This is a genomic window from Streptomyces dioscori (assembly GCF_003024195.1).
Taxonomy (GTDB): domain Bacteria; phylum Actinomycetota; class Actinomycetes; order Streptomycetales; family Streptomycetaceae; genus Streptomyces; species Streptomyces dioscori.
Map to the genome: position 1 here is coordinate 498145 of NZ_KZ679042.1, position 23039 is coordinate 521183.

At 71.1% G+C, this 23039-nt stretch carries 21 protein-coding genes; 12 read left to right on the plus strand and 9 right to left on the minus strand.

The window, feature by feature from the left end:
- Positions 1 to 24 precede the first annotated feature (24 nt).
- The 4 genes from C6Y14_RS15995 to C6Y14_RS16010 all read right to left on the minus strand — a co-directional run bounded on the left by C6Y14_RS15995 (position 25) and on the right by C6Y14_RS16010 (position 3746).
- Positions 25 to 675 (minus strand): DUF4360 domain-containing protein, encoded by a 651-nt coding sequence (locus C6Y14_RS15995; protein ID WP_107017324.1) that lies wholly within the window; start codon positions 673 to 675, stop codon positions 25 to 27.
- A gap of 370 nt (positions 676 to 1045) precedes the next feature.
- Complete coding sequence (locus C6Y14_RS16000; protein ID WP_107017325.1) at positions 1046 to 1579, minus strand: GNAT family N-acetyltransferase; 534 nt, start codon at positions 1577 to 1579, stop codon at positions 1046 to 1048.
- Between the two features lie 258 nt (positions 1580 to 1837).
- Positions 1838 to 2689: an SRPBCC family protein gene (locus C6Y14_RS16005; RefSeq protein WP_107017411.1), complete on the minus strand. Its 852-nt coding sequence runs from the start codon at positions 2687 to 2689 to the stop codon at positions 1838 to 1840.
- A gap of 97 nt (positions 2690 to 2786) precedes the next feature.
- Positions 2787 to 3746, minus strand: a complete 960-nt coding sequence (locus C6Y14_RS16010) for a LysR family transcriptional regulator (protein ID WP_159074262.1) — start codon at positions 3744 to 3746, stop codon at positions 2787 to 2789.
- A gap of 171 nt (positions 3747 to 3917) precedes the next feature.
- On the opposite strand from C6Y14_RS16010, the gene C6Y14_RS16015 reads away from it, so the two are divergent.
- The 6 genes from C6Y14_RS16015 to C6Y14_RS16040 are packed head-to-tail and all read left to right on the plus strand — an operon-like array spanning position 3918 to position 10905.
- A complete protein-coding gene (locus C6Y14_RS16015) occupies positions 3918 to 4808 on the plus strand; it encodes an FAD binding domain-containing protein (protein ID WP_107017412.1) in 891 nt (296 codons plus the stop codon).
- A 5-nt stretch (positions 4809 to 4813) separates the two neighbouring features.
- Entirely contained in the window at positions 4814 to 5329 is a 516-nt protein-coding gene (locus C6Y14_RS16020) for a (2Fe-2S)-binding protein (protein WP_107017327.1), read from the plus strand.
- Positions 5326 to 7731 carry an aerobic carbon-monoxide dehydrogenase large subunit gene (locus C6Y14_RS16025; RefSeq protein WP_225891105.1) on the plus strand — a complete coding sequence of 802 codons (2406 nt, stop codon included), beginning with the start codon at positions 5326 to 5328 and terminating at the stop codon, positions 7729 to 7731. Before C6Y14_RS16020 ends, C6Y14_RS16025 begins: the two co-directional genes overlap by 4 nt.
- A complete protein-coding gene (locus tag C6Y14_RS16030; RefSeq protein WP_107017328.1) occupies positions 7728 to 8753 on the plus strand; it encodes an XdhC family protein in 1026 nt (341 codons plus the stop codon). Before C6Y14_RS16025 ends, C6Y14_RS16030 begins: the two co-directional genes overlap by 4 nt.
- Positions 8750 to 9649 (plus strand): AAA family ATPase, encoded by a 900-nt coding sequence (locus C6Y14_RS16035; protein ID WP_225891106.1) that lies wholly within the window; start codon positions 8750 to 8752, stop codon positions 9647 to 9649. Before C6Y14_RS16030 ends, C6Y14_RS16035 begins: the two co-directional genes overlap by 4 nt.
- Complete coding sequence (locus tag C6Y14_RS16040) at positions 9646 to 10905, plus strand: vWA domain-containing protein (RefSeq protein WP_225891107.1); 1260 nt, start codon at positions 9646 to 9648, stop codon at positions 10903 to 10905. Before C6Y14_RS16035 ends, C6Y14_RS16040 begins: the two co-directional genes overlap by 4 nt.
- 45 nt (positions 10906 to 10950) lie before the next feature.
- Here the strand turns inward: C6Y14_RS16040 and C6Y14_RS16045 are convergent, their stop codons facing one another.
- Both C6Y14_RS16045 and C6Y14_RS16050 read right to left on the minus strand, forming a co-directional pair.
- Positions 10951 to 11766, minus strand: coding sequence for an SAM-dependent methyltransferase (locus C6Y14_RS16045; RefSeq protein WP_107017330.1), 816 nt, complete (start codon positions 11764 to 11766; stop codon positions 10951 to 10953).
- Positions 11767 to 11809: 43 nt separating this feature from the next.
- Positions 11810 to 12808: a MarR family transcriptional regulator gene (locus C6Y14_RS16050; RefSeq protein WP_225891108.1), complete on the minus strand. Its 999-nt coding sequence runs from the start codon at positions 12806 to 12808 to the stop codon at positions 11810 to 11812.
- A 222-nt stretch (positions 12809 to 13030) separates the two neighbouring features.
- Between C6Y14_RS16050 and C6Y14_RS16055 the strand changes: the two genes are divergently transcribed.
- The gene (locus tag C6Y14_RS16055; protein ID WP_225891109.1) at positions 13031 to 14506 is read left to right on the plus strand and encodes a hypothetical protein; all 1476 of its coding nucleotides are present in this window, start codon (positions 13031 to 13033) and stop codon (positions 14504 to 14506) included.
- Between the two features lie 203 nt (positions 14507 to 14709).
- Here C6Y14_RS16055 and C6Y14_RS16060 read toward each other — a convergent pair whose 3' ends face one another.
- A complete protein-coding gene (locus C6Y14_RS16060; RefSeq protein ID WP_107017332.1) occupies positions 14710 to 15504 on the minus strand; it encodes an aminotransferase class IV in 795 nt (264 codons plus the stop codon).
- The gene (locus tag C6Y14_RS44130) at positions 15504 to 15668 is read right to left on the minus strand and encodes a hypothetical protein (protein WP_159074263.1); all 165 of its coding nucleotides are present in this window, start codon (positions 15666 to 15668) and stop codon (positions 15504 to 15506) included. The genes C6Y14_RS16060 and C6Y14_RS44130 overlap by 1 nt, the downstream gene beginning before the upstream one ends.
- A gap of 116 nt (positions 15669 to 15784) precedes the next feature.
- Between C6Y14_RS44130 and C6Y14_RS16065 the strand changes: the two genes are divergently transcribed.
- Positions 15785 to 16198: a DUF6281 family protein gene (locus C6Y14_RS16065; RefSeq protein WP_107017333.1), complete on the plus strand. Its 414-nt coding sequence runs from the start codon at positions 15785 to 15787 to the stop codon at positions 16196 to 16198.
- Positions 16199 to 16248: 50 nt separating this feature from the next.
- Here C6Y14_RS16065 and C6Y14_RS16070 read toward each other — a convergent pair whose 3' ends face one another.
- The gene (locus C6Y14_RS16070) at positions 16249 to 17328 is read right to left on the minus strand and encodes a LacI family DNA-binding transcriptional regulator (RefSeq protein ID WP_404828795.1); all 1080 of its coding nucleotides are present in this window, start codon (positions 17326 to 17328) and stop codon (positions 16249 to 16251) included.
- 209 nt (positions 17329 to 17537) lie between these two features.
- Here C6Y14_RS16070 and C6Y14_RS16075 point away from each other — a divergent pair, with 209 nt between their 5' ends.
- The 4 genes from C6Y14_RS16075 to C6Y14_RS16090 all read left to right on the plus strand — a co-directional run bounded on the left by C6Y14_RS16075 (position 17538) and on the right by C6Y14_RS16090 (position 22999).
- Positions 17538 to 18464: a carbohydrate ABC transporter permease gene (locus tag C6Y14_RS16075; protein ID WP_107017335.1), complete on the plus strand. Its 927-nt coding sequence runs from the start codon at positions 17538 to 17540 to the stop codon at positions 18462 to 18464.
- Positions 18465 to 18479: 15 nt separating this feature from the next.
- Positions 18480 to 19436: a carbohydrate ABC transporter permease gene (locus C6Y14_RS16080; protein ID WP_107017416.1), complete on the plus strand. Its 957-nt coding sequence runs from the start codon at positions 18480 to 18482 to the stop codon at positions 19434 to 19436.
- Positions 19437 to 19516: 80 nt separating this feature from the next.
- Positions 19517 to 20857, plus strand: a complete 1341-nt coding sequence (locus C6Y14_RS16085; RefSeq protein ID WP_107017336.1) for an ABC transporter substrate-binding protein — start codon at positions 19517 to 19519, stop codon at positions 20855 to 20857.
- Positions 20858 to 20956: 99 nt separating this feature from the next.
- Entirely contained in the window at positions 20957 to 22999 is a 2043-nt protein-coding gene (locus C6Y14_RS16090) for a beta-galactosidase (protein WP_107017337.1), read from the plus strand.
- Positions 23000 to 23039 lie beyond the last annotated feature (40 nt).

The following is a 23039-nucleotide window of genomic DNA, read 5'->3' on the forward strand; positions in this document are numbered from 1 at the left end:
CTGCGGGCCAGGCGCTTCAGGCTCTCAGGAGGCGGGGCACTCCTTCCATGCCAGGTGGTAGATGGTGCTGAGTTCACCGTCCGTCGAGTCCATGGTCATGAAGCTGGTGCTGCTGGGAGCCGACGTGCCCGCGCTGACGCGGAGTTCGGTGTTGATGTTGAAGTTGCGCTGGACACCGCAGGGCGCCCAGACCAGTTGGGCCCATTCCGTGGTGTCCGTGGCCTGCCAGTTGTCGTCGTAGGGGCCTCTGAAGGGGTGCGTGATGGAGGCCGTGTTCGACGATCCCTGGAAGTAGTACGAGGCCTTCTGGGTGCTGCTGGCCCCCGACTTGAGCGAGGCGAAGCCGCGGTAGTCCGCGCTGGCGATGGCGTAGGTGAAGCCTCCGGGCACGGCGACGATCAGGTTGAGCTGGCAGTTCTTGCGGAACGCGGTGGGATCGGAGTTGCCTCCGACCTGGGCGAGGTAGTCGCTGTACGTCACCGTGAAGGCGGTGTTGTCGGGAGACACTGCGACGGCGGCGGTGCCCTGGGGACAGCCGGAGCCGTTCACCGTGGCGACCTTGATGACGATCTTGTCCGGGGGCGGGTCGACGATCCCCGTGGACGGGTCGTGCGCGGGCAGTGCGGTGGCGAACAGAGCGGCGATCGCGCCGCTCATCAGCAGTCCACCGGTCATGGTGCTCCAATCCGTTGCGTCGGTGTTCCGGCGGCGGGGAGCGTGCCCCGCCGCGAAATGGGGGGTGCGGCCTCCCCGTGCGGGGGCCGTCGCGGACCAGGTGCTTGGGATCAGACGATCGGACGATCAGGCGGGGAGCGGTGGAGCGTCAGGACGCATGGATGGTCATGAACATGTCAATCAATCAACTACACGTCCGCCACCCGGAGGCGTACCGGGACCCGACCCTGTGAAGGTTCAATGAAGGGGCTGTGAAGGCCGGGAGCGATCGCATCGTACGTAGCCCGGCCGGGACGGGCCAGGGCGAACTCCGGCCATTTGTGCACGACCGCCGGCGGGTACGCCGACGGCCGCGCGCGCGTCCGGCCGGTCAGCCCTCGTACTCCGTCAGGTCGATCGTGTACAGCCGGAGGTCGTGTCCGTGGACCGGGTCCTGTACGGCACCCTCCATCGTCATGCCGAGCTTCTCCAGTACGTTCGCGGAGGCGCTGTCGCCCGGCCGGGGCGCGGCCACGACCCGGTCGATGCCCCGGTCCTGGAGCGCGAACTCAAGCGCGGCGTGGGCGGCCTCCGACGCGTACCCCTGTCCCCAGTAGACCCGTCCGAGCCGCCAGGTGAGGGCGATCCGGTCCGCGATCTCGGGCGGGGAGTCGGGGACGTACAGGCCGACGGCTCCGGCGAGTTCTCCCGAGCCGAGGAGTTCGACGGCGAAGACCCCGAAACCCTCGTCGTCCCACTCCTCCTCCCACGCCTCGATCTCCTCCGCGGTCTCCTCCAGGGACCGCGGCCGGCCGTCACCGATCCACTGCATCACCGTCGGGTCGGCGTGGATCTCGGACAGGGGCACGAGGTCGTCGTCCTGCCAGCGGCGCAGCAGGAGGCGGGGGGTACGGATGTCGTTCATGCCCCCATCTTGTCGACAGGCGGGCGTGAGTGCGAAATCCCCGGGGACCGCGGGCCTGCCCGCGCCCCTGCCGGGACACCGTGCCGCTGTGCGACGCCGCTGTGCGACCGCCCGCTGCGTGCACCGCTGCCACGTCGGGCGCTGCACGCCGCGCCCGCGCGAGCCCGGCGGGACACCGTCGCTGCCCGGGTGCGCCCGGCTGCGGGAGCGGCGAGAGACCGTCGCCTGCCGGGCGAACCGGCCGCACGACCGGCAGGTCTAGCGCGCGAGCCAGATGATCAGGGCGACGACGATCGCGGCCAGCAGCAGCGCTGCCGGGAGGGCTCGCTTCAGGACGGCGCCGCGGGCCACGCTCATCAGGTTCAGGGGTTGCACCGCCGCCGGGGCGGGCGGCGTGGACGCGGGGCGGACCCCGTTCGGCACGGGGGTGGCGGGAGCTGCCGGGCTCGCCGGACCAGCCTTCTGGGTGTCTCCGCTCGTGGCGGTGTCCGCTGCGGGGCCGTCCACCGCGGTGGCGCCAGGGGCCGGGGCCGCAGCGGCCGGTATCGCGGCCGCCGGGCCGGTGTCCGCCCTCGCCGTGGCCGATCCGTCCGCGGCACCAGACGTTGCCGCGGGCGCGGGCACCTGCGTCTGTGATGCGCCGGTGCCGGCCGCGGCCCGGCGCCGGTCCGCCGCGAGCTGTCCCTCCAGGTTGTCGACGAACTGGGTCAGCAGCCGTCCGCTGATCTCCTCGATCATCCCCTTGCCGAACTGCGCGACCCGCCCCGTGATCGTGAGGCGGGTGTCCACGGTGACCCGCGTCCCGGTGCCGTCCGGGACGAGGCGGGCGGTGACGCGGGCGTCGGCGTTGCCCTGCCCCCGGGTGTCACGGCCGCGCGCGTGCAGCACCGCCGTACGTCCGGCCTCGTCCTTTTCCTCGAAGGAGACGACCCCCTTGTACTGAACGGTCATGGGTCCGACCTTGACCTTCACGACACCGTTGTACGCGTCGCCGTCCACGCCGGTGAGCTGGGCACCCGGCATACAGGGAGCGATCCGCTCCACGTCGGTCAGCAGGTCCCAGGCCTCGTCGGGCGGCAGGTTCACTCGGAACTCGTTGGTGAAGTCCATGACGGACACACGATGGGCGCGGCCCGCCGGACCGTCAACACGCTCTTCAGTCTTTGCTTAAGACGCCGGGCGGCCCGTTGGGCGGTCGCGGCGGACGTCAGCTCCAGATCGTGACGTGGACCGGCGGACGGAACTCGTTCATGGGAACCCCGTTGGACCGCGTCAGCACCGCCTGCGTCGCGGCCGGTGTCGTCACGAAGCGGCACAGCGCGGCGGCCGTGGTCGAGCGGCGTTCACCGGTGAGCGCGCTCGCGTACAGCATGCCGCCCAGCCGGGCGCCCGTGACGTCGAGCCGGATCAGCGACCCGCGCCGCAGGTCGTCGCGGACGACGTGCAGGAAGGCGACCGACAGACCGGCCCCGGCGGCCACCGCGTTGAGCGAGGCCGTGACGCTGGGGAAGGCTTTCGCGCCGGTCGCCTCGACTCCGATGTGGGCGAGGAACGCCCCGGACAGGGTGTCGGGGTCGAGCCCGGCCGGGCCCAGCAGCCATGGTTCGTGGGCCAGTTGGGCGGGGCCCAGCCGTTGCCGGTGTCTCAGCGGATGGTCCGGCGCGGCGACGACGGCCAGCTGGAAGCGCAGGAACGGTATCGACTCGACGGCCGGTGCCGGATGCGGCGCCGGCCCGATCGTGACGTCGGCACGCCGGTCGCGGAGCAGGTCGCCGAAGACCGCCACCGGCACGGCGAGGGTCTCCACGTCCAGGTCGGGCTGCCTGCGCCCGAAGGACGTGAGCAGTGCGGGGAGCACCTGTTCCACACCGGCCTCGGTGGACGCCACGCGCAGATGAGCGGTGCCGGAACTCGCCTGGCGGACCCGGTGCCGGGTCTCCTCCGCGAGGCCGACGATCTCGGCGGCGCCCGCGGCCAGCCTGCTCCCGCCCGGGGTGAGGCTGATCCCGCCGGCGGCCCGGATGAAGAGCACGTCGCCCAGTTCGCGGCGGAGTACGGCGACCGCTCCGGAGACGGCGGCCTCGGTGACTCCGAGCGACTGGGCCGCACCTTTCACGGAACCCAGTCGGGCCACTGTGACGAATGCGCGCAGCTGAGTCAGCGTCATGTCCGCCATTACAGCGGCTGTCCGGCCGGTAGGACCCGTTCCGTCGGCAGCCGACTTAAGCATTCGCTTGAGTCGCCGTTGACCGGCCCGTACGACCGCGCGATCGTTCCCCCGGACCGGCCGTCGGACCCGCGGGGCACCGGCGCGGTCCTCAAGGGGAGGGAGCGTGCCGTGCAGGTACCCGCTTCGTTCGACTACCGGCGTGCGACGAGCGTGGCCGAGGCGCTGGAGCTGTTGCGGCGCTACGGCGAGGAGGCGCGGGTCGTGGCCGGCGGACACAGCCTGCTGCCGATGATGAAGCTGCGCCTCGCCGGACCCGAACTGCTCGTCGACATCAACGACCTGCACGAACTCGACCACATCGAGCAGGCCGGGGACGAGTTGCGCATCGGCGCGCTCACCCGGCACCGCACCCTTCTGGAGTCACCGCTGGTCGGCCGGTGCTTCCCCATCGTCCACGACGCGGAGAAGGTGATCGCCGACCCGCCGGTCCGCAACCGGGGCACGATCGGCGGCTCCCTGTGCCAGGCGGACCCGTCGGAGGACCTGTCGGCGGTGTGCGGGGCGCTGCACGCGCGGGTCGTGATCCGCGGGGAGGGCGGTGAACGGGTCGTGCCCATGGCCGACTTCCACCAGGGCCCGTACGAGACCGCGGTGGGCGTCGGCGAGATGCTGGTCCAAGTGCGGATCCCGGTCCTGCCGGGGGCGGGCAGCGCGTACGAGAAGGTCGAGCGCAAGTCGGGTGACTGGGCCGTCGCCGCCGCCGGGGTCGCCCTGACCCTGCGCGAGGGGCGGATCGCCGACGCGGGCGTGGGTCTGGCGGCGGTGGGCGCGGGCGCGCTGAACCTCGACGCGGTCCAGGAGCTGCTGAACGGCCGCGAACCGTCCGAGGCACTGTACGAGGAGGCGGGCCGGCTGGCCTCCGCACACTGTTCGCCGGTCACCGACGGCCGGGGCAGCGCCGAGTACAAACGGCATCTGGCCGGCGAACTCACCAGGCGGGCCCTGCGGCGGTCCGTCGCAAGGGCACGGACCGCCCAGGGCACCACAGGGGAGGCGTGAGACATATGCGGATCACCGTCAACGTCAACGGTGAGGACCGGACCCGGGAGGTCGAACCCCGCCATCTGCTCGTGCGCTTCCTCCGCGACGACCTGGAGCTGACGGGCACGCACTGGGGGTGCGACACCAGCAACTGCGGCACCTGCGTGGTGCTGATGGACGGCGAGCCCGTGAAGAGCTGCACGGTCCTCGCGGTGATGGCGGCCGGTCATGAGATCCGTACGGTCGAGGACCTGGCGGACGGCGACCGGCTCGACCCCGTGCAGCAGGGGTTCATCGAACAGCACGGCCTGCAGTGCGGGTTCTGCACCCCGGGCATGATGCTGACCGGCCGGGCGCTCCTCGACCGCAATCCGGACCCGTCCGACCAGGAGATCCGTGAGGCCATCTCCGGCCAGCTCTGCCGGTGCACCGGCTATCTCAACATCGTCAGGTCCATCCAGTGGGCGGCCAGGGAACAGGCCGCCGTGGCCGCCCCGGAAGCCCCGGCAACAGCAACAGCGACGGGGGGTCGGGCATGACCGCCGTCGACGAACCCCCGGTGACACCGCAGGAGCAGGGACAGGAACACGGACAGGCGCACGAGCGCCCCATCGGCTTCGGGCGGATGAAGCGCAAGGAGGACCCCCGCTTCGTCCGCGGCAAGGGCCGCTACGTCGATGATATCCAGCTGCCCGGCATGCTGCACGGCGCGGTTCTGCGCAGCCCGTTCGCGCACGCCCGCATCCTCTCCGTGGACACGTCCGCCGCCGAGGCGCACCCCAAGGTGAAAGCGGTGATCACCGGGGAGACCCTGGCCGGTCTGGGCCTGGCCTGGATGCCGACCCTGTCGATGGACACGCAGGCCGTGCTCGCCACCGACAAGGTCCGCTTCCAGGGCCAGGAGGTCGCGTTCGTCGTCGCCGAGGACCACTACGCGGCGCGCGACGCGATCGAACTGATCGACGTCGAGTACGAGCCGCTGGACCCGGTCGTCAACGCCCGGCACGCCCTCGCCCCCGAGGCCCCCGTCATCCGGGACGACCTGGAGGGGCGTACGGACAACCACGTCTTCGACTGGGAGGCGGGTGACAGCGCGGCCACCGAGGAGGTGTTCGCGCGGGCCGACGTCGTCGTGGAGCAGACCATGCTCTATCCGCGGGTCCACCCCGCTCCACTGGAGACCTGCGGCGCGGTCGCCTCGATGGACCCGGTGGACGGCAAGCTGACCCTCTGGTCGACCACCCAGGCCCCGCACGCCCACCGCACGCTCTACGCGATGGTGGCGGGCATCCCCGAGCACAAGATCCGGGTGGTGGCCCCCGACATCGGCGGCGGTTTCGGCAACAAGGTCGGCATCTATCCGGGGTACGTCTGCGCGATCGTCGGATCGATCGTCACCGGGCGGCCGGTGAAGTGGATGGAGGACCGCTCCGAGAACCTGATGAGCACGTCCTTCGCCCGCGACTACCACATGGCCGGCGAGATCGCGGCGACGCGGGAGGGGAGGATCCTGGGCGTACGGGTCAAGGTCCTCGCCGACCACGGTGCCTTCAACTCCACGGCGCAGCCCACCAAGTACCCGGCGGGCTTCTTCCACATCTTCACCGGCTCGTACGACATCGAGGCCGCGCACTGCCGGGTCACGGGCGTCTACACCAACAAGGCGCCCGGCGGTGTCGCGTACGCCTGCTCGTTCCGGGTCACCGAGGCGGTCTATCTCATCGAGCGCCTGGTGGACTGCCTGGCCGACGAACTGGGCGCGGATCCAGCCGAGTTGAGGATGCGCAATCTGCTGCGGCCGGAGCAGTTCCCGTACGAGAACAAGACCGGCTGGACGTACGACTCCGGTGACTACCCCGCCTGTCTGCGCAAGGCCATGGATCTCGTGGGGTACGAGGAGCTGCGCAAGGAGCAGAGCGAGAAGCGGGCCCGGGGCGAACTCATGGGCGTCGGGCTGTCGTTCTTCACCGAGACGGTCGGCGCCGGGCCCCGCAAGCACATGGACATCCTCGGTCTCGGCATGGCGGACGGCTGCGAGCTGCGCGTCCATCCGACGGGCAAGGCGGTCGTCCGGCTGAGCGTGCAGACACAAGGGCAGGGGCACGAGACGACGTTCGCGCAGATCGTCGCGGAGGAACTGGGCATCCCGCCCGAGGACATCGACGTCGTGCACGGCGACACCGACCGGACGCCCTTCGGACTCGGCACGTACGGCAGCCGCTCCACGCCGGTGTCGGGCGCCGCGGCGGCCGTGGTGGCGCGCAAGGTGCGGGACAAGGCGCGGATCGTCGCGGGCGCCATGCTGGAGGTCGCGCCGGACGATCTCGCCTGGACGAAGGGCCGTTGGTCGGTCAAGGGCGATCCCGCGATGACCAGGACCATCCAGGAGATCGCGCTCGCCGCGCACGGTTCGCTGGAGCTGCCGGACGGCGTGGAGGGCCATCTGGAGGCGACGACCGTCTACAACCCGCCCGAGATGACGTACCCGTTCGGCGCGTACGTCTGCGTGGTCGACGTCGATCCCGGTACGGGCTCGGTGAAGGTGCGGCGGTTCGTGGCGGTGGACGACTGCGGGACCCGTATCAATCCGATGATCATCGAGGGGCAGGTGCACGGCGGGCTCGCCGACGGCATCGGCATGGCGCTGATGGAGATCATCGGCTTCGACGAGGACGGCAACTGTCTCTCCGGGTCCTTCATGGACTATCTGCTGCCGACCGCGCTGGAGGTGCCCGCCTGGGAGCTGGACCACACCGTCACGCCGTCCCCGCACCATCCGTTCGGGGCGAAGGGCATCGGCGAGTCCGCGACGGTCGGTTCACCGCCGGCCGTCGTCAACGCGGTCCTCGACGCCATCGGCGTACGCCATGCCGACATGCCGCTGACGCCGAGCCGGGTGTGGCAGGCGCTGCAGGGCGGCGAGGTGGAGGCACCGCAATGAGCCGCGTCGTCCCACCGCCTCCTGGAGCGCTGGAGGCCCGCATGGCCGACCTGACGGGACGCCGCGTGCCGTTCGTGAAGGCCACCGTCGTACGGGCCCGCCGCCCGGCGAGCGCGCGGCCGGGCGACACCGCGCTGGTCCTCGCGGACGGCCGGATCGAGGGTTTCGTCGGAGGGGTCTGCGCGGAGGCGACCGTACGGGTCCAGGCGCTGCGGACCCTGCGCAGTGGCGAGTCCCTGCTGCTGCGCATCTCGCCGGAGGAGACGGCGGACGGCACCGGGGAACCGGTCGTCGAGGAGGGCGCGGTCAGCGTCCGCAATCCTTGTCTGTCCGGTGGCGAGCTGGAGATCTTCCTGGAACCCCTGCGGCCCGCGCCGCGTGTCGTGGTGTTCGGTGAGTCCCCCATCGCCCGCGCCGTCCTCGCTTTCGGTCCGGCGCTCGGTTACGCGATCACGTCGGTGTCCGGCGCCGACGCGCTCGGCGCGCGGGCCCCGGCCGGCACGAGGGCTCTGGTGATCGCCTCCCACGGCCGCGACGAGGAACGGGTCCTGCTGGCGGCGGTACGGGCCGGTGTGCCGTACATCGGGCTCGTCGCCAGTCCCCGGCGCGGGGCGGCCGTGCTGGCCGGGCTCGCCCACGAGCTGGACGAGGAGCAGCGGGCCCGCGTCCGCACGCCGGCGGGCCTGTGGATCGGGGCCCGTACGCCGGGCGAGATCGCGCTGTCGATCCTGGCGGAGGTGGTGCGGGAGGTGCTCTCGCCCTCGCCGCCGTCGCCGCCGGCTGAAGCGGCTGAGGCAGCTGAGGCGGCTGAAGCGGCTGAGGCGGTCGTTCCGGTGACCGTCGTCGACCCGGTGTGCGGGATGGATGTCGTCGCCACCGAGGCCGGAACGCCCTTCTCGGACGCGGGTGGCGGCCGTCGACGATGGTTCTGCTGCCCCTCCTGCCGCGAGGCGTACGAGAAGGACCCCGCCCGCTACGCGCAGAGGCAGACGCGGGCGCAGCCGGAGGCCGGGGCTTCGTGAGCGAGTACGTCGAGCGCGCTCTGCCGGGGGTCGGGAGTCTGCGCGCCGCGTTGGACGCCCTGGGCTACCTCGCCGACGACGGCCTGGTCACCGCCCTCTTCCTGGCGCTGCGCCTGCCCCAGCCGCTGCTGCTTGAGGGCGAGGCGGGCGTCGGCAAGACCGAGGCGGCGAAGTCGGTGGCGGCGATCCTGGGCAGCCCGCTGATCCGGCTGCAGTGCTATGACGGCCTGGACGCGGCCGAGGCGCTGTACGAGTGGAACCATCCGCGCCAGCTGCTCGGCATCCGGCTCGCCGAGGCACGGCACGAACAGATCGGCGAGGACGACCTGTTCAGCGAGGCGTATCTGCTGCGGCGGCCCGTGCTCGCCGCGCTCAGCCATCCCGGCCCGGCGCCCGCCGTCCTGCTCATCGACGAGATCGACCGCGCCGACGACGACTTCGAGGCGTTCCTGCTGGAGGTGCTGGCCGAGGCCGCCGTCACCATTCCGGAGCTGGGCACCGTACGGGCCGAGGTGCCGCCCGTCGTGCTGCTCACCTCCAACCGCACGCGTGACCTCCACGACGCGCTCAAGCGCCGGTGCCTGTACCACTGGATCGACTATCCGGAGACCGAACGGCTCATCGAGATCGTGCGCCGCCGGGTGCCCGGCACATCGCGCGAGCTGGCGGTCGCGGTGGCGGCGGCCGTACGGCGGCTGCGGTCGCTGGAGTTGCAGAAGGCGCCCGGCATCGCCGAGACCATCGACTGGATCTCCGCGCTGGAACTGCTCGGCGTGGACGTCCTGGACGCGGGGATCGCCGGAAGCACCCTCGGCTCGCTCCTCAAGTACCGGGAGGACCAGGAGTCGGTGCGCGAACGCGGTCTGGACTGGCTGGTCGCGGGCCACCGGCCGTGACGGCGGTGCAGGTTCCGCTCTTCGACCGGGCCGAGTTCGGTGTCCGGCTGGGCGCGGAACTGCGCGGCGCCGGGGTGGCGGTGACTCCGGAGCGGTCGGTGCGGTTCCTGGAGGCGATGCGTCTGCTGCCGCCGGTGGACCGTGCGGCGCTGTACTGGGCGGCGCGGCTGGCCTTCGTGACGGGGCGCGAACAGATCGGCGCGTTCGACCGGGTCTTCGACAGCGTCTTCGGGGGCCTGCCGCGTTCTGTGTCGCTGTCCGTGCGCCAGGACCGCGGGCGGCCCGTGCCGGGGGCGGGCGTCGAGCCTGATCCCGTGGGCGGTCGGGCCCCGGTGCCGCCCCGGGCCGCCGGTCGGGACGCCGTCGCCGCGATCGTGCCGGGCGGCGCGCTCGACGCGATGCCGGACCGCGACCGTACCCGCGGACCCGGCGGGGACCGGCGGACCGAGGCGCTGCCGACCGTGGGCAGTGCGGCCGAGGTTCTCCGGCACAAGGACTTCGCCGCTCTCGACGCCGGTGAACTGGCCGAGGTGGAGCGGCTGCTCGCCCTGCTGGTGCTGCGGACGCCGTCGCGCCGGGGTCGCCGGCAGGAGACCGGCCAGCGGGGGCGCCGCGTCGATCTGCGCCGCACCCTGCGCGCCGGACAGCGCACGGGGGGTGAGGTGCTGTCCCTGGCCCGAAGCCGCGACCGGCTCAGGCGGCGACGGCTGGTGCTGCTGTGCGACGTCTCCCGCTCCATGGAACCGTACATACGGGCCTACCTGCGGCTCTTTCCGCGTGCCGCGGCCGGGGGCGCGGCGGAGGCGTTCGTCTTCGCGACCCGGCTCACCCGGCTCACCCCGGTGCTGCGGCACACCGGTCCGTCCGGCGTGGACGCGGCGCTGCGCCGGGTGGGCGGCGCGGCCTCCGACTGGTCGGGCGGCACCCGGATCGGCCATGCGCTGGCGGAGTTCACCAACCGGTACGGCCGTCGGGGCATGGCGCGGGGCGCGGTGGTGGTGGTCTTCTCCGACGGGTGGGAGGGCGAGGATCCCGGTGCGGTCGGGCGTGAGATGTCCCGGCTCGCGCGGCTCGCCCATCGGATCGTCTGGGTCAACCCGCGCAGGGCGGCGCCGGGTTACGCCCCGCGCACCGGCGGAATGGCCGCCGCACTCCCCCACTGCGACGCGTTCGTGAGCGGACACAGTCTGGTGGCACTCACCGAGGTGATCGAGGCGATCGCGGACGACGGGAACCGACGGGTCCGCCGACGGTGAGCCGCGCCGCCGATGTCCCGCCGGTCCACCCCGGGCCTCCCGGGCTCAGGGTTTGCGTGCGACGCCGCCCAGCGCGATCACGTCGGCGGCGGTGCGGGCCTCCCCCGCGTCGGGGCGCCAGTCGTCGATGGGCACCACACCCGGGGCGAGCAGCTCCAGTCCCTCGAAGAATCCGGCCAGTTGCTGCGGGCTGCGCAGGTGGTACGGCGCCGCGCCGCTCTCGTTGTAGAGACGGGTGGCCTCGGCGTTGGCCTTGTTGGTGTCCACGCTGTCGTTGAACGCGAAGTAGCTGCCGGAGGGGAGCGCCGCCATCAGCGAGGCGACGATGCGGCGGGCTTCGTCGTAGTCGGCGATGTGTCCGCTGACCTGCATCAGCGTCAGCGCGACCGGCCGTGTGAGGTCGAGGGTCCTCGACGCTTCCCGCAGGACGGTCGCGGGGTCGTGCAGGTCGGCGTCGACGTAGTCCGTCGCCCCCTGTGGTGTGCTGGTCAGCAGCACCCGGGCATGGGTAAGGACCAAGGGGTCGTTGTCCACGTAGACGACGCGTGCCTCGGGAGCCACCCGCTGGGCGATCTCGTGGGTGTTGTCGACCGTCGGCAGTCCGGTGCCGACGTCGAGGAACTGCCGGATCCCGGCCTCGCCCGCCAGATGGCGCACGGCCCGGCCGAGGAAGGCCCGTGAGCCGCGGGCGAGGTCGGTGATGCCGCCGAAGACCTCGCGGAACGCGTCACCCGCCGCGTGGTCGACGGGGTAGTTGTCCTTGCCGCCGAGCCAGTAGTTCCAGATCCGGGCCGAATGCGGCACCGTCGAGTCGATCTTCGCCAACGCCGCTTTGTCGGGGGTGGACGAGTCCTGAGTCACCGGCAACCTCCTTGAGGACAAGCATCGTTGGTCGTGGAGTATGTCAGTGCTCCGGGCCCGGCGGACCTGTCCCGTACGGCGGGCCGTCGACCGGCAGGTGCCCCTCGATCAGTGACAGGCCGAGCGGAGTCAGGGTGTGGCGTGCGGTGTCGGCGACCCCGTGCGTGGCGATCAGACCGGTGCCCCGCAGAACGGCGGTGTGTGCGCTCGCCGATGCCGGCGACATGCCGAGCCGCCGCGCGATGTCTCCCTCCGTCGTTCCGCCGGACAGGGCGATCTCCTCCAGCACGGACGCCCGGGCCCGTCCCAGCAGCCGGGCCAGCGCCGACCGGCCCGGCCGTTCGGGTCCGGTGAGCAGGTGCAGGCCGCGGTTGGCCGGATAGACGAGGACGGGTGTCAGCTCCTCGTCGAGCAGGGTGATGGGCCTTCGCCAGCAGAAGTACGAGGGAATCAGGCGCAGTCCCCTGCCCCGGAGCCGGAGCTGCTGGTCGAGGGGGTAGTCCACCGTCAGCACCGGTGCCTCCCAGCGGGCCGCCGGGCCGAGGCCACCGAGCAGTCCCTCGGCTCCGCCGTCCAGGAAGTCGCGGGCGCGCAGGGCCCGGTCGGCCTCGGTCACCGCGCGGATGCGGTCCCAGCGGCGGGCGAGCACCCGGTCGTGGTAGCGGTTCAGGGCGCTGCCGAGCCGGCCGAGCGTCTCCAGGTCGCCTTCCGCCAGCAGCCGTGTCCAGGAGGGTGTCCGGCGGCGGACGGCGAGCTGTGCGAGGTCGGCCCGCAGCTGCCCGCGGCCGGTGCTGAGCACGGCGTCGACGACGGAACGCACGTCGGGGGCACCGGCCGGGGTGAGGAAGTCGGGCGAGTAGCCGCGGGGCGGCGCCAGCGCGAGCAGCATGCGCGCCGAGGGGTCGAGGCGGGTCAGGGTCTCGGACCTCCACGGGCCGAAGACCACATGATCGGCGGGGCCGCCGAGGGCGTGCAGGCTCAGCAGGATCTCCCAGGCCGGATCCGGCTCCTGGGCGATGCGGATCCGGCTCAGATCCGCCATGGAGAAATGTATGTGGAGCACGGATGATCCCCCCGAGTCACGGAGCTCCTGACGCGGGAGCAGGATCTCACGGCCACGGCGTCGGCCCGGGGTTCCGGTCGTGCACGGTCCGGTCACGAACTCAATGAACGTAATGATCAAGCCATGGGTTTTCGCCGCGCCCCTCCTTAGCATCGGCCCCGTCGCGCAACGGTGCGCCGACGAGGAGAGGGAGAGCACGTCATGGACAGGAAGAGGCCGAGCACGTCGGAGATGCGGGGCGGGTCCGGTTTCCTCCGGCGCCGCCGGGCGGCGGTGGCCGCCGGCATCGCGGGAATCCTCCTCGGCACACTCTCCGGGCCGGCCTCCGCGACGACGGCCAGGGCCGCGAGCGCACCGGCGGCCGTGGAGTGCCCGGCGAATCTCGCCGGGAAGGCCACCTGCTACACCGGCCGGGACACCGACGGCGCCTATTACGCGATCGCCGTCCCGAAAAACTGGAACAGATCCCTCGTCGTGCACGCGCACGGCGGCCCCGACCTCGGCGCGGAGTCCGACCCGGAGCGCAGCACCGGTGACCTGGAGCGCTGGTCGGTGATGGTGGACGAGGGCTACGCGTGGGCCGGCTCGTCGTACCGTCGCGGTGGATACGGAACCCGGATGGCGGCCGCCGACACGGAGAAGGTGCGCCGGCTGTTCGTCGAGGAGTTCGGCAAGCCGAAGCGGACGTATGTGCACGGCCAGTCCTGGGGCGGCGATGTCGCCGCGAAGGTCGTGGAGACATACGGCGCCGGGAAGCACGGCCCGTACGACGGGGCTCTGCTCACCAACGGTGTCCTCGGCGGCGGGTCGCGCGGCTACGACTACCGCGTGGATCTGCGCGTGGTCTACCAGTACTACTGCCAGAACCATCCCCGTCCCACCGAGGTGCAGTACCCGCTGTGGGAGGGGCTGCGGGAGGGCTCGACCATGACGTCCGCCGGGCTCGGCGCGCGGCTGCAGGAGTGCACCGGGTTCGAGTCCGCGCCGCAGGACCGGACCGCCGCGCAGCAGCGCAACCTGGACGACATCCTCGGCGTCACGGGGGTGCCCGAGCGCACGCTGGAGTCGCATCTGCGGTTCGCCACCTTCACCTTCCGCGACATCGTGCACAACCGGCTCGGCGGCCGTAATCCGTTCAGCAACCAGGGCGTGCGCTACTCCGGGTCCCATGACGACAAGGCCCTCAACGCGGGCGTCGAGCGCTTCTCCGCCGACCCCACCGCCGTGCGCGACCTCTCGTACGACAGTGATCTGACGGGCAAGGTCGACATCCCGGTGCTCACGCTCCACGCGATCGACGACCCGACGGCGTTCGTCGAGCACGAGTCGGCGTACCGGGACAGCCTGCGGGGCGCGGGCCGGGAGCGGAACCTCGTGCAGACCTTCTCCCGGGAGAGCGAGCACAGCGGGCTGAGCGACTCCGAGTACGCCACGTCGATCGCGGCGCTGGACTCCTGGGTGCGCACCGGCAGGAAGCCCACGCCGAAGTCGGTCGCGGCGTCCTGCCCCGCCTTCGACGCCGACCACGGCACCGGCTGCTTCTACGACCCGGGCTTCCGGCCGGGCTCGTACGCCTCGAAGGTCAACGCCCGTCCGGGCGGTCTGCGGTGGCCGGCCATGACGTCCGGCCAGGAGAAGGCCTGGAGCCGGATCGACGGTGTGGGTATCGCTCCCTGAGCAACCTGTCCACCCCTTACACCCCCGGTACACCCCCGTAGGTCCTGCGCGTGCGCCCGCGCGGCCCCCGGTCGGCCGTGGTCGCCCTCCGGATCCCGTGGGGAACGCGGCGTTGCGCGCCGGGCCGAATTCCATCGGCCCGGCGCGCGCTTGTCTCGGTACGTCCTCCGGTCAGCCGGCCGGTCAGTCAGTCAGTAGGCCGGTCAGTCAGTAGGCAGCGGTTCCAGACGGCCGTCCAGCCATTCCCGCCATTGCCTCGCGCGGGGAGCCGGACCCACTTCCATGGGCCGTCCCTCCCAGCCGGCCACCGGACGGATTCCGTGCAGGGCGTTCACCAGCCACACCTCGCGGCCGGCCAGCTGGTCCAGGGTCCGTTCGCGGTGGGCCAGCTGGATCCCGCCGCGCAGGGCGTGCTCCTGGACGATGCCCGTGGTGACACCGGCCAGGACCGGCAGCCGCGGCGGGGGCAGGCACAGGACGTCGTCCTCCCACCACAGGACGCTGGAGGTGGCCGCCTCCAGCACCGCGCCGGACGGGGCGATCAGCACCGCCTCCTGCGCGCCCTGTCCGGCGGCCCGCTGCCGGACCCGGGCCAGGACGTCCAGGTCCGGTCCCTTGCGGCGGGGCACGGTGCGCGGATCGGGCTGGCCCGCCGCCCACACCCGTACGTCCGGGGCGAGGGGCGGGGCGTGCCTCAGGAGCAGTCTCAGCTGAAGGGAGCCGGCCACCAGCTCGACGCGCGGGAACCAGGATCCCGTGCGGGGCAGCGCCGCCGTCATGTCCCGCCAGAACTCGGTCAGTTGTGGGAGAGATGGCCCTCCGCAGTCGCCGCAGGCCCGCAGGAACCGCTCCCGGTGCCGGTCGAGGCCGCGCACCTGTCCGTCCCTGAGCAGCCAGGAGTCCGCGACCAGCAGCTGTGTGTCGGCCGCGAGACCCGCGATCAGCCCGTGGCCGGGCACCCACGCCAACAGTCCTTCTGCGGTTGCCGGTTGTGTCATCAAAGAATCTCTCCTCTCAGTACACCCGTCAGTACGTCCGCCGACGCGCCGGGATTCATCTCGGCGGTCATCGGCAGGTCCGCGAAGCGCCACTGCCGCGGTTCCGCCGGCTCGGTCAGGAAGCGGATACCGAGTGCCCCACCGGCTACGATGCCCCATGCCACCCATCTGCCACCGACCGCCGGCCACCGTCCAGTTGAGCATCGGAGCCGGAGTATCGACGGCTGGACATGCCGATGGTGATCATGCCTTTCGTGGTGCCCGAAGGCTGCTGCCCCGCGTGTTCGCCGCGTGTTCGCTCTTCCTGGCGGTGGCGTGTACCGCCACATCCTCCGGCGAGGACGGCGGCGGCAGCGCGGCGTCCTGTGCGTTCGCGGTCCAGTTCCGCGGTGAGCTCTACACGCGGGTGAAGCACGCGGACTTCACCGTGAGCGACGCGTTGGGCAGCAGCCGTCGGACCCTGTGCGATGACACGGGCTCGGACCCGTCATCCGGCACGATCGGCACAGTCGGCACAGTCGGTACGGAGACGTACACGACGTACCGGATCGAGGAGCTGGACGCGGGGACGGCCGTCGCCGTGCGGGACACTCCCGCCAACGCCGGCCGCCGGGACGGACTCAACCTCTACGTCCTGCAGCTCGACGGCGGGCCGCCGGACGACGCGAAAAGGTTCCTCGACGAGAACCGGTAGCGGCAGCGGCAGCGGTCGCACAGCGGCCCGTCGCAGATGAGGCCCGTGGCCTACCGCGACCGCGGCGCCCCCGCGCTGTCCCGCACCACGAGCCGCGTCGGCACCAGCGTCGTGCCGTGCTCCGGGGTGTCCTGGCCCATCTGCCGCAGCACACCCTCGACGCAGCGCCGCCCCACCTCGGCGAAGTCCTGGTGGACGGTGGTCAGGGGCGGCAGGAAGGAGCCCGCCTCCGGGATGTCGTCGAAGCCGATCACGCTGACGTCGTCGGGCACGTACCGGCCCCGTTCGTGCAGCGCCCGCAGCAGGCCCAGCGCCATCTGGTCGTTGGCGGCGAACACCGCGGTGCAGTCCGGCTGTCCGGCCAGTTCGAGGCCTGCCCGGTAGCCGGACTCGGCCGACCAGTCGCCCCGTACCAGCGGGGGCGTGGCGCGGCCCGCCCCGGTGAGTTCCGCGCGCCAGGCGTCGGCCCGGCGCTGGGCCGCGAAGGACTCCTCGGGGCCCGCCAGGTGCCAGACCGTCTCGTGGCCGAGGCCGAGCAGGTACCGGACGGCGTCCCGGCTGCCGCCCGCCTGGTCGGTGTCGACGACCGTGTACCGGTCACCGGCGTCCGAGTCCGCGACCACGACCTTGATGTGGGGCGGCAGGGAGAGGGTCACCGCGTCGAGGAGGTGCACCTCCAGGATGACGATGACGGCGTCGACGGCCAGCTCCCCCAGCCGGGAGAACGCTCCGCGCACCTCGTCCTGGGTGGGCACGGCGACGGGCAGCAGCGTCACGGCGTAGCCCTCGTGCGCGGCGGAGGTGGCGATCGCCTCCAGGGTGCGGACGTTACCGGTGGTCGAAAGGCCGAAAGTGATCACGCCTATGGTGCGGAACTCGCCACGCTTGAGGGCGCGGGCGGCGCTGTTGGGCCGGTAGCCCAGCTCGCGCATGGCCTCCAGCACCTGCTGACGGGTCTCCTCGTTCACCCCCGCGTAACCGTTGGAGACACGCGAGACGGTCTGCGAGGAGACGCCCGCCAGCCGGGCCACGTCCGCCATGGAGGCGCTCGGTGCCCGGCGGGAAGCCCGTTTCCTGGTACGCGCCGCGGCCTGCGGCCTGCTCGCCGAGGCGCTGTCCGCTGTGTCCACCCGTCCCCCTCGTCGTGTCCTGCGTCGTGCGGAACCGTAGTTTCCTCAAATGACCCTTGACCACCGTCAACGGGGCAGTGTAGACATGCCGCCATCAGATGTTTACGTAAACATAACAGGCCACGGGCCTTCGAGGGCCTTCGTGTTTACGCAAACATCATCGGCGCAGGGACGCCGGGTTTTCGCGAGAGGGACGAGCGAGGAACGACATGACGACGCTACAACCGCCGGCGGCCGCCAAGCCGCGGAAGTCACGGCCTCCGGCACAGGGTGACCGCCGCTCATGGACGGGGTGGGGTTTCATCGGTCCCTTCGTGGCCGTGTTCGCCCTCGTCTTCCTGGCACCGATCGCGTACTCGATCTATCTCAGCCTGTTCCGGGACCAGTTGATCGGCGGCACGCAGTTCGTCGGCTTCGACAACTACCAGCAGGCGCTGCAGGACGAGCGGTTCTGGGACTCGCTCGGCCGGGTCTCGCTCTTCCTCGCCGTCCAGGTACCGATCATGCTCTTCATCGGCCTGCTGATCGCCCTGGCGCTGGACAGCGGCCGGCTCTACGGCACGGACTTCTTCCGCATCACGATCTTCCTGCCGTACGCCGTGCCCGCCGTGGTCGCCACCCTCATGTGGGGCTTCATGTACGGCACCAAGTACGGGCTGGTGGGTGACATCAACAGCGCGTTCGGCGTCACCCTGCCCGACCCGCTCTCCAGCGACCTGGTGCTGGCCTCCATCGGCAACATCGTGACCTGGGAGTTCATCGGCTACAACATGCTGATCTTCTACTCCGCGCTGAAGGTCATCCCGAACTCCCTCTACGAGGCCGCGGAGATCGACGGCGCCGGACAGTTCCGGGTCATCACCGCCATCAAGCTCCCCGCGATCCGCGGCGCCCTCGTGATCGCGACGATCTTCTCGATCATCGGCAGCTTCCAGCTCTTCAACGAGCCGAGCATCCTGCGGCCGCTGGCCCGCAACGCCATCACGACCGACTTCACCCCGAACTTCTACACGTACTCGCTGTCCTTCAACGGCCAGCAGCACAACTACTCCGCGGCGGTCGCCATCATCATGGGGCTGATCACCATGGTCATCGCCTACGTCGTGCAGCTTCGCGGCATGCGCAAGGGAGCGTGACCAGCAATGAGCAGCATGAGCGGCACGAGCAGTTCCGCCACCTCCGCCTCCCCGTCCGCGTCCGTTCCGGCCACCGGTACGACCAAGGGTGTGCCCCGGCTGCGCAAGCGGCGTGAGCACTCCGCGGGGCGCCCGAAGCGCAGCGTCCTACTGACCGTGCTCACCGGTCTGATCCTGGTCTACACCGTGGTGCCCCTGATCTGGCTGGTCATCAGCGCGACCAAGACCCAGGAAGGGCTCGCCGACTCGTCCGGACTGTGGTTCGCCGACGACTTCGCCCTGTGGTCCAACATCCGCGACACGTTCACGTACCACGACGGCATCTTCGTCCGATGGCTGCTGAACACACTGCTGTACGTAGGACTCGGGGCGGGCGGCGCCACCTTCCTGGCGATCCTGGGCGGTTACGCGCTGGCCAAGTTCAACTTCCCCGGCAAGCGCGGGGTGTTCGCCGTGGTCATCGGTGCCGTCGCCGTGCCGGGCACCGCGCTCGCGGTGCCGACCTTCCTGATGTTCAGCAAGATGGGACTGACCGACACCCCGTGGGCGGTCATCATCCCCTCGCTGGTCTCGCCCTTCGGTCTGTATCTGATGTGGGTCTTCGCCACCGAGGCGATCCCCGTCGAACTGCTGGAGGCCGCGCGGATCGACGGGGCGGGCGAGGCGCGCACCTTCTTCACGGTCGCCCTGCCGCTGCTCGCTCCCGGCATCGTGACCGTCCTGCTCTTCACGACGGTCGCGACCTGGAACAACTACTTCCTGCCGCTGATCATGCTGAAGGACCCGGACTGGTACCCGCTGACCCTGGGTCTTGACGCCTGGAACAACCAGGCCCAGACGATCGGCGGCGACGTGATCTTCAACCTGGTGATCACCGGTTCGCTGCTCACCATCGTGCCGCTGATCGCCGCGTTCCTGCTGCTGCAGAAGTACTGGCAGTCGGGCCTCGCCGCCGGAAGCGTCAAGGAATGACCCGCCCACAGGCCACCACCCCCCTGAGCCGCACCTCCACCCTCACCCTGTCCCACCCACGAAGAAGTGGAAGCATCTCCATGCGCAGAACGACCAGCCGCCTGATGCGCGGCCTCGCCGTCCTCTCCGTCCTCGCCCTGGGCGCGACCGCCTGCGGTGGCTCCGACGACGACAGCTCCGGCTCGAAGCCGGTCTCCGCCGGTGACGTCCAGGCAGCCCTCAAGAAGGGTGGCTCGGTCACGGTCTGGGCCTGGGAGCCCACGCTGAAGACGGTCGCCGCCGACTTCCAGAAGAAGTACCCCAAGGTCAAGATCAACCTGGTCGCCGAGCGGTCGGGCGACAAGCACTACACCGCGCTGTCGAACGCCATCTCGGCCGAGAAGGGCGTCCCCGACGTCGCGCAGGTCGAGTACTTCGCGCTGGGTCAGTACGCCCTCACCAAGGGCCTCAGCGACCTGGCCCCTTACGGCGCCGACAAGCTGAAGTCCAAGTACACCGCCGGTCCGTGGAACGCCGTGACCCAGGGCAGTGACAAGGTCTGGGGCCTGCCGATGGACTCGGGCCCCATGGCGCTGTACTACAACAAGAAGGTCTTCGACAAGTACAAGATCGCGGTGCCGACCACCTGGGACGAGTACGTCGAGGCGGCCCGCAAGCTGCACAAGGCCGACCCGAAGGTCTACATCGCCAACGACGCCGGCGACGCGGGCTTCACCACCAGCATGCTGTGGCAGGCCGGTTCACGCCCGTACAAGGTCGACGGCACCAAGGTGAGCGTCGACTTCTCCGACGCGGGCGCCAAGAAGTTCACCGACACCTGGCAGAAGCTGATCGACGAGAAGCTGGTCGCGCCGATCAACGGCTGGACCGACGACTGGTACAAGGGCCTCGGCGACGGCACCATCGCCACCCTCGCCAGCGGTGCCTGGATGCCCGCCAACTTCGTCACCGGCGTCCCGAACGCCGCCGGTGACTGGCGCGCGGCCCCCATGCCGGCCTGGACCAAGGGCGACAAGGCGAGCGCGGAGAACGGCGGCAGCTCGCTGACCCTGCCCGAGCTCGGCAAGAACAAGGAACTGGCCTACGCCTTCGTCGAGTACGCCAACTCCGGCGCCGGTGTGCAGAGCCGAGTCAAGGAGGGCGCCTTCCCGGCTACCAACGCGGAGCTTCAGGCGGACTCGTTCCTCAACACCGAGTTCGAGTACTTCGGCGGCCAGAAGGCCAACGAGATCTTCGCGGACTCCGCCGCCAACGTCGCGGACGACTGGTCGTACCTGCCCTTCCAGCAGTACGCCAACTCGATCTTCAACGACACCGTCGGCAAGGCCTACGTCGGCAACACCAAGCTCACCGACGGCCTGAAGTCCTGGCAGGACGCCTCCGTCAAGTACGGCAAGGAGCAGGGCTTCACCGTCGAGTAGACGAGCCCAGCCCCCGACGCCTCCCCCAGGTCCTGCCGTCGCGTTCCCGTCCGCCGGGAACGCGACGGCGGGACCCAGTGAAACCCCGGAAGGACCACGATGATCTCCACCCTCCTGTCCCAGCTGGACGGGCCGGACGGTGACCGCACCCCGCGACTCGCGTACGGCGCCGACTACAACCCCGAGCAGTGGCCTCGCGAGGTGTGGGAGGAGGACGTCCGGCTGATGCAGGAGGCCGGCGTCAACCTGGTGTCCGTGGGGATCTTCTCCTGGGCCCGCATCCAGCCGGACCGGGACCAGTGGGACTTCGCCTGGCTCGACGAGGTCATGGACCTCCTGCACGCGGGCGGCATCGGCGTCGACCTGGCCACCGCCACCGCCTCCCCGCCGCCCTGGCTCACCACCGCGCACCCGGAGATCCTGCCGGTGACCGCCTCCGGCGAGACGGTGTGGCCGGGGGCGCGCCAGCACTGGCGCCCCACCTCGCCCGTCTTCCGCGACCACGCGCTGCGCCTGGTACGGACGATCGCCGAGCGGTACGCGAACCACCCGGCGCTGGTGGCCTGGCACGTCTCGAACGAGCTGGGCTGCCACAACATCTACGACTACTCGGACGACGCGGCCCACGCCTTCCGCGACTGGCTGCGCGCCCGCTACACCACCCTCGACGCCCTCAACCACGCCTGGGGCACGGCGTTCTGGTCGCAGCGGTACAGCGACTGGGGGCAGATCCTGCCGCCCCGGCTGGCCGGCTCCCATCCCAATCCCACACAGCAGCTCGACTTCAAGCGCTTCTCCTCCGACGCGCTGAAGGAGTACCTGATCGCGGAGCGGGAGGTGCTGCGGGAGATCACGCCGAGTGTGCCGGTCACCACCAACTTCATGGTGATGGGCAACACCAAGGGCATGAACTACCCCGACTGGGCGGGCGAGATCGACTTCGTCTCCAACGACCACTACGTCCACCCGGGCCCGCAGGACCGCGACGAGCTGTCCTTCTCCGCCAACCTCACCAGCGGGATAGCGGGCGGACAGCCGTGGTTCCTGATGGAGCACTCCACCAGCGCGGTCAACTGGCAGCCCGTCAACGTGGCCAAGCGGCCCGGCGACCTGGCCCGCGACTCGCTGCTGCATGTCGGGCACGGCGCCGACGCCGTCTGCTTCTTCCAGTGGCGCCAGTCGGCCGCGGGCGCCGAGAAGTACCACTCGGCGATGGTGCCGCACGCCGGCGCCGACAGCGAGGTCTTCCGCGCGGTCGTCGAGCTGGGGCAGACCCTCAAGGCGCTGGCACCGGTCGCGGGCTCCGAGCGCGAACCTGCCCGCGTGGGCATCGTGTACGACTGGGATTCGTGGTGGGCGAGCGAGCAGGACTCGCACCCCTCCGCGCTCCTCGACTACCGCCAGGAGGCCCTGGACTGGTACTCGGCGCTGCACACCCTCGGCGTCCGCGCCGACGTCGTGACCACCACGACCGACCTGGACCGGTACGACGTCCTGATCACCCCGGTACTGCATGTGGTCCCGGCCCCGCTCGCCAAGGAGCTCACGCGGTACGCGGAGGCCGGCGGCCACCTCGTCACCACGTACTTCTCGGGCGTGGTCGACGAGAACGACCACATCTGGCTCGGCGGTCACCCCGGCGCCCTGCGGGAACTGCTCGGTATCCGCATCGAGGAGTTCGGGCCGCTGCTCGACGGTGACTCCGTCGAGCTGGACGGCGACGCCACGGGCACCCTGTGGACCGACCGGATCGACGTCACCGACCCCTCGGTCGACGTGCTGGCCCACTACCGCAGCGGTGCGTACGCCGGGCGGCCCGCCGTCACCCGCCGTGCCGTGGGCCAGGGCTCGGCCGCGTACGTCTCCACGCGGCTCGGTGCCGAAGGGCTCGCCGGGCTGCTGCCCGCGCTGCTCGGACCCGCGGGCGTCGAGAGCGAACTGCCCGCCGACGCACGGGGATCGGTCGAACAGACCGTTCGCCGCGGGCCCGGCGGCCGCTTCCTGTTCCTGGTCAACCGGACCGACGAGGACGTGGCCCTGACGGGTCTCGCCGGAGAGGTCCTGGTCGGCGGCACCGGCACCGGCGGCGGTCTCGTCCTGGGGCCGAGGGGCGTCGCCGTACTGCACCAGCGCACGGCCTGAGCACGCCGGACCGGGTGCCCGACGACCGGCACTCCGAGCA

Bases quoted from the DNA above. Each gene is read 5' to 3' on its own strand.
- C6Y14_RS16010 (WP_159074262.1), bottom strand. From the start codon at position 3,746: ATGACGCTGACTCAGCTGCGCGCATTCGTCACAGTGGCCCGACTGGGT.
- C6Y14_RS16005 (WP_107017411.1), bottom strand. From the start codon at position 2,689: ATGGACTTCACCAACGAGTTCCGAGTGAACCTGCCGCCCGACGAGGCC.
- C6Y14_RS16055 (WP_225891109.1), top strand. From the start codon at position 13,031: ATGGACAGGAAGAGGCCGAGCACGTCGGAGATGCGGGGCGGGTCCGGT.
- C6Y14_RS16000 (WP_107017325.1), bottom strand. From the start codon at position 1,579: ATGAACGACATCCGTACCCCCCGCCTCCTGCTGCGCCGCTGGCAGGAC.
- C6Y14_RS16020 (WP_107017327.1), top strand. From the start codon at position 4,814: ATGCGGATCACCGTCAACGTCAACGGTGAGGACCGGACCCGGGAGGTC.
- C6Y14_RS16090 (WP_107017337.1), top strand. From the start codon at position 20,957: ATGATCTCCACCCTCCTGTCCCAGCTGGACGGGCCGGACGGTGACCGC.
- C6Y14_RS16085 (WP_107017336.1), top strand. From the start codon at position 19,517: ATGCGCAGAACGACCAGCCGCCTGATGCGCGGCCTCGCCGTCCTCTCC.
- C6Y14_RS16030 (WP_107017328.1), top strand. From the start codon at position 7,728: ATGAGCCGCGTCGTCCCACCGCCTCCTGGAGCGCTGGAGGCCCGCATG.
- C6Y14_RS15995 (WP_107017324.1), bottom strand. From the start codon at position 675: ATGACCGGTGGACTGCTGATGAGCGGCGCGATCGCCGCTCTGTTCGCC.
- C6Y14_RS16080 (WP_107017416.1), top strand. From the start codon at position 18,480: ATGAGCGGCACGAGCAGTTCCGCCACCTCCGCCTCCCCGTCCGCGTCC.
- C6Y14_RS16025 (WP_225891105.1), top strand. From the start codon at position 5,326: ATGACCGCCGTCGACGAACCCCCGGTGACACCGCAGGAGCAGGGACAG.
- C6Y14_RS16075 (WP_107017335.1), top strand. From the start codon at position 17,538: ATGACGACGCTACAACCGCCGGCGGCCGCCAAGCCGCGGAAGTCACGG.
- C6Y14_RS16060 (WP_107017332.1), bottom strand. From the start codon at position 15,504: ATGACACAACCGGCAACCGCAGAAGGACTGTTGGCGTGGGTGCCCGGC.
- C6Y14_RS16050 (WP_225891108.1), bottom strand. From the start codon at position 12,808: ATGGCGGATCTGAGCCGGATCCGCATCGCCCAGGAGCCGGATCCGGCC.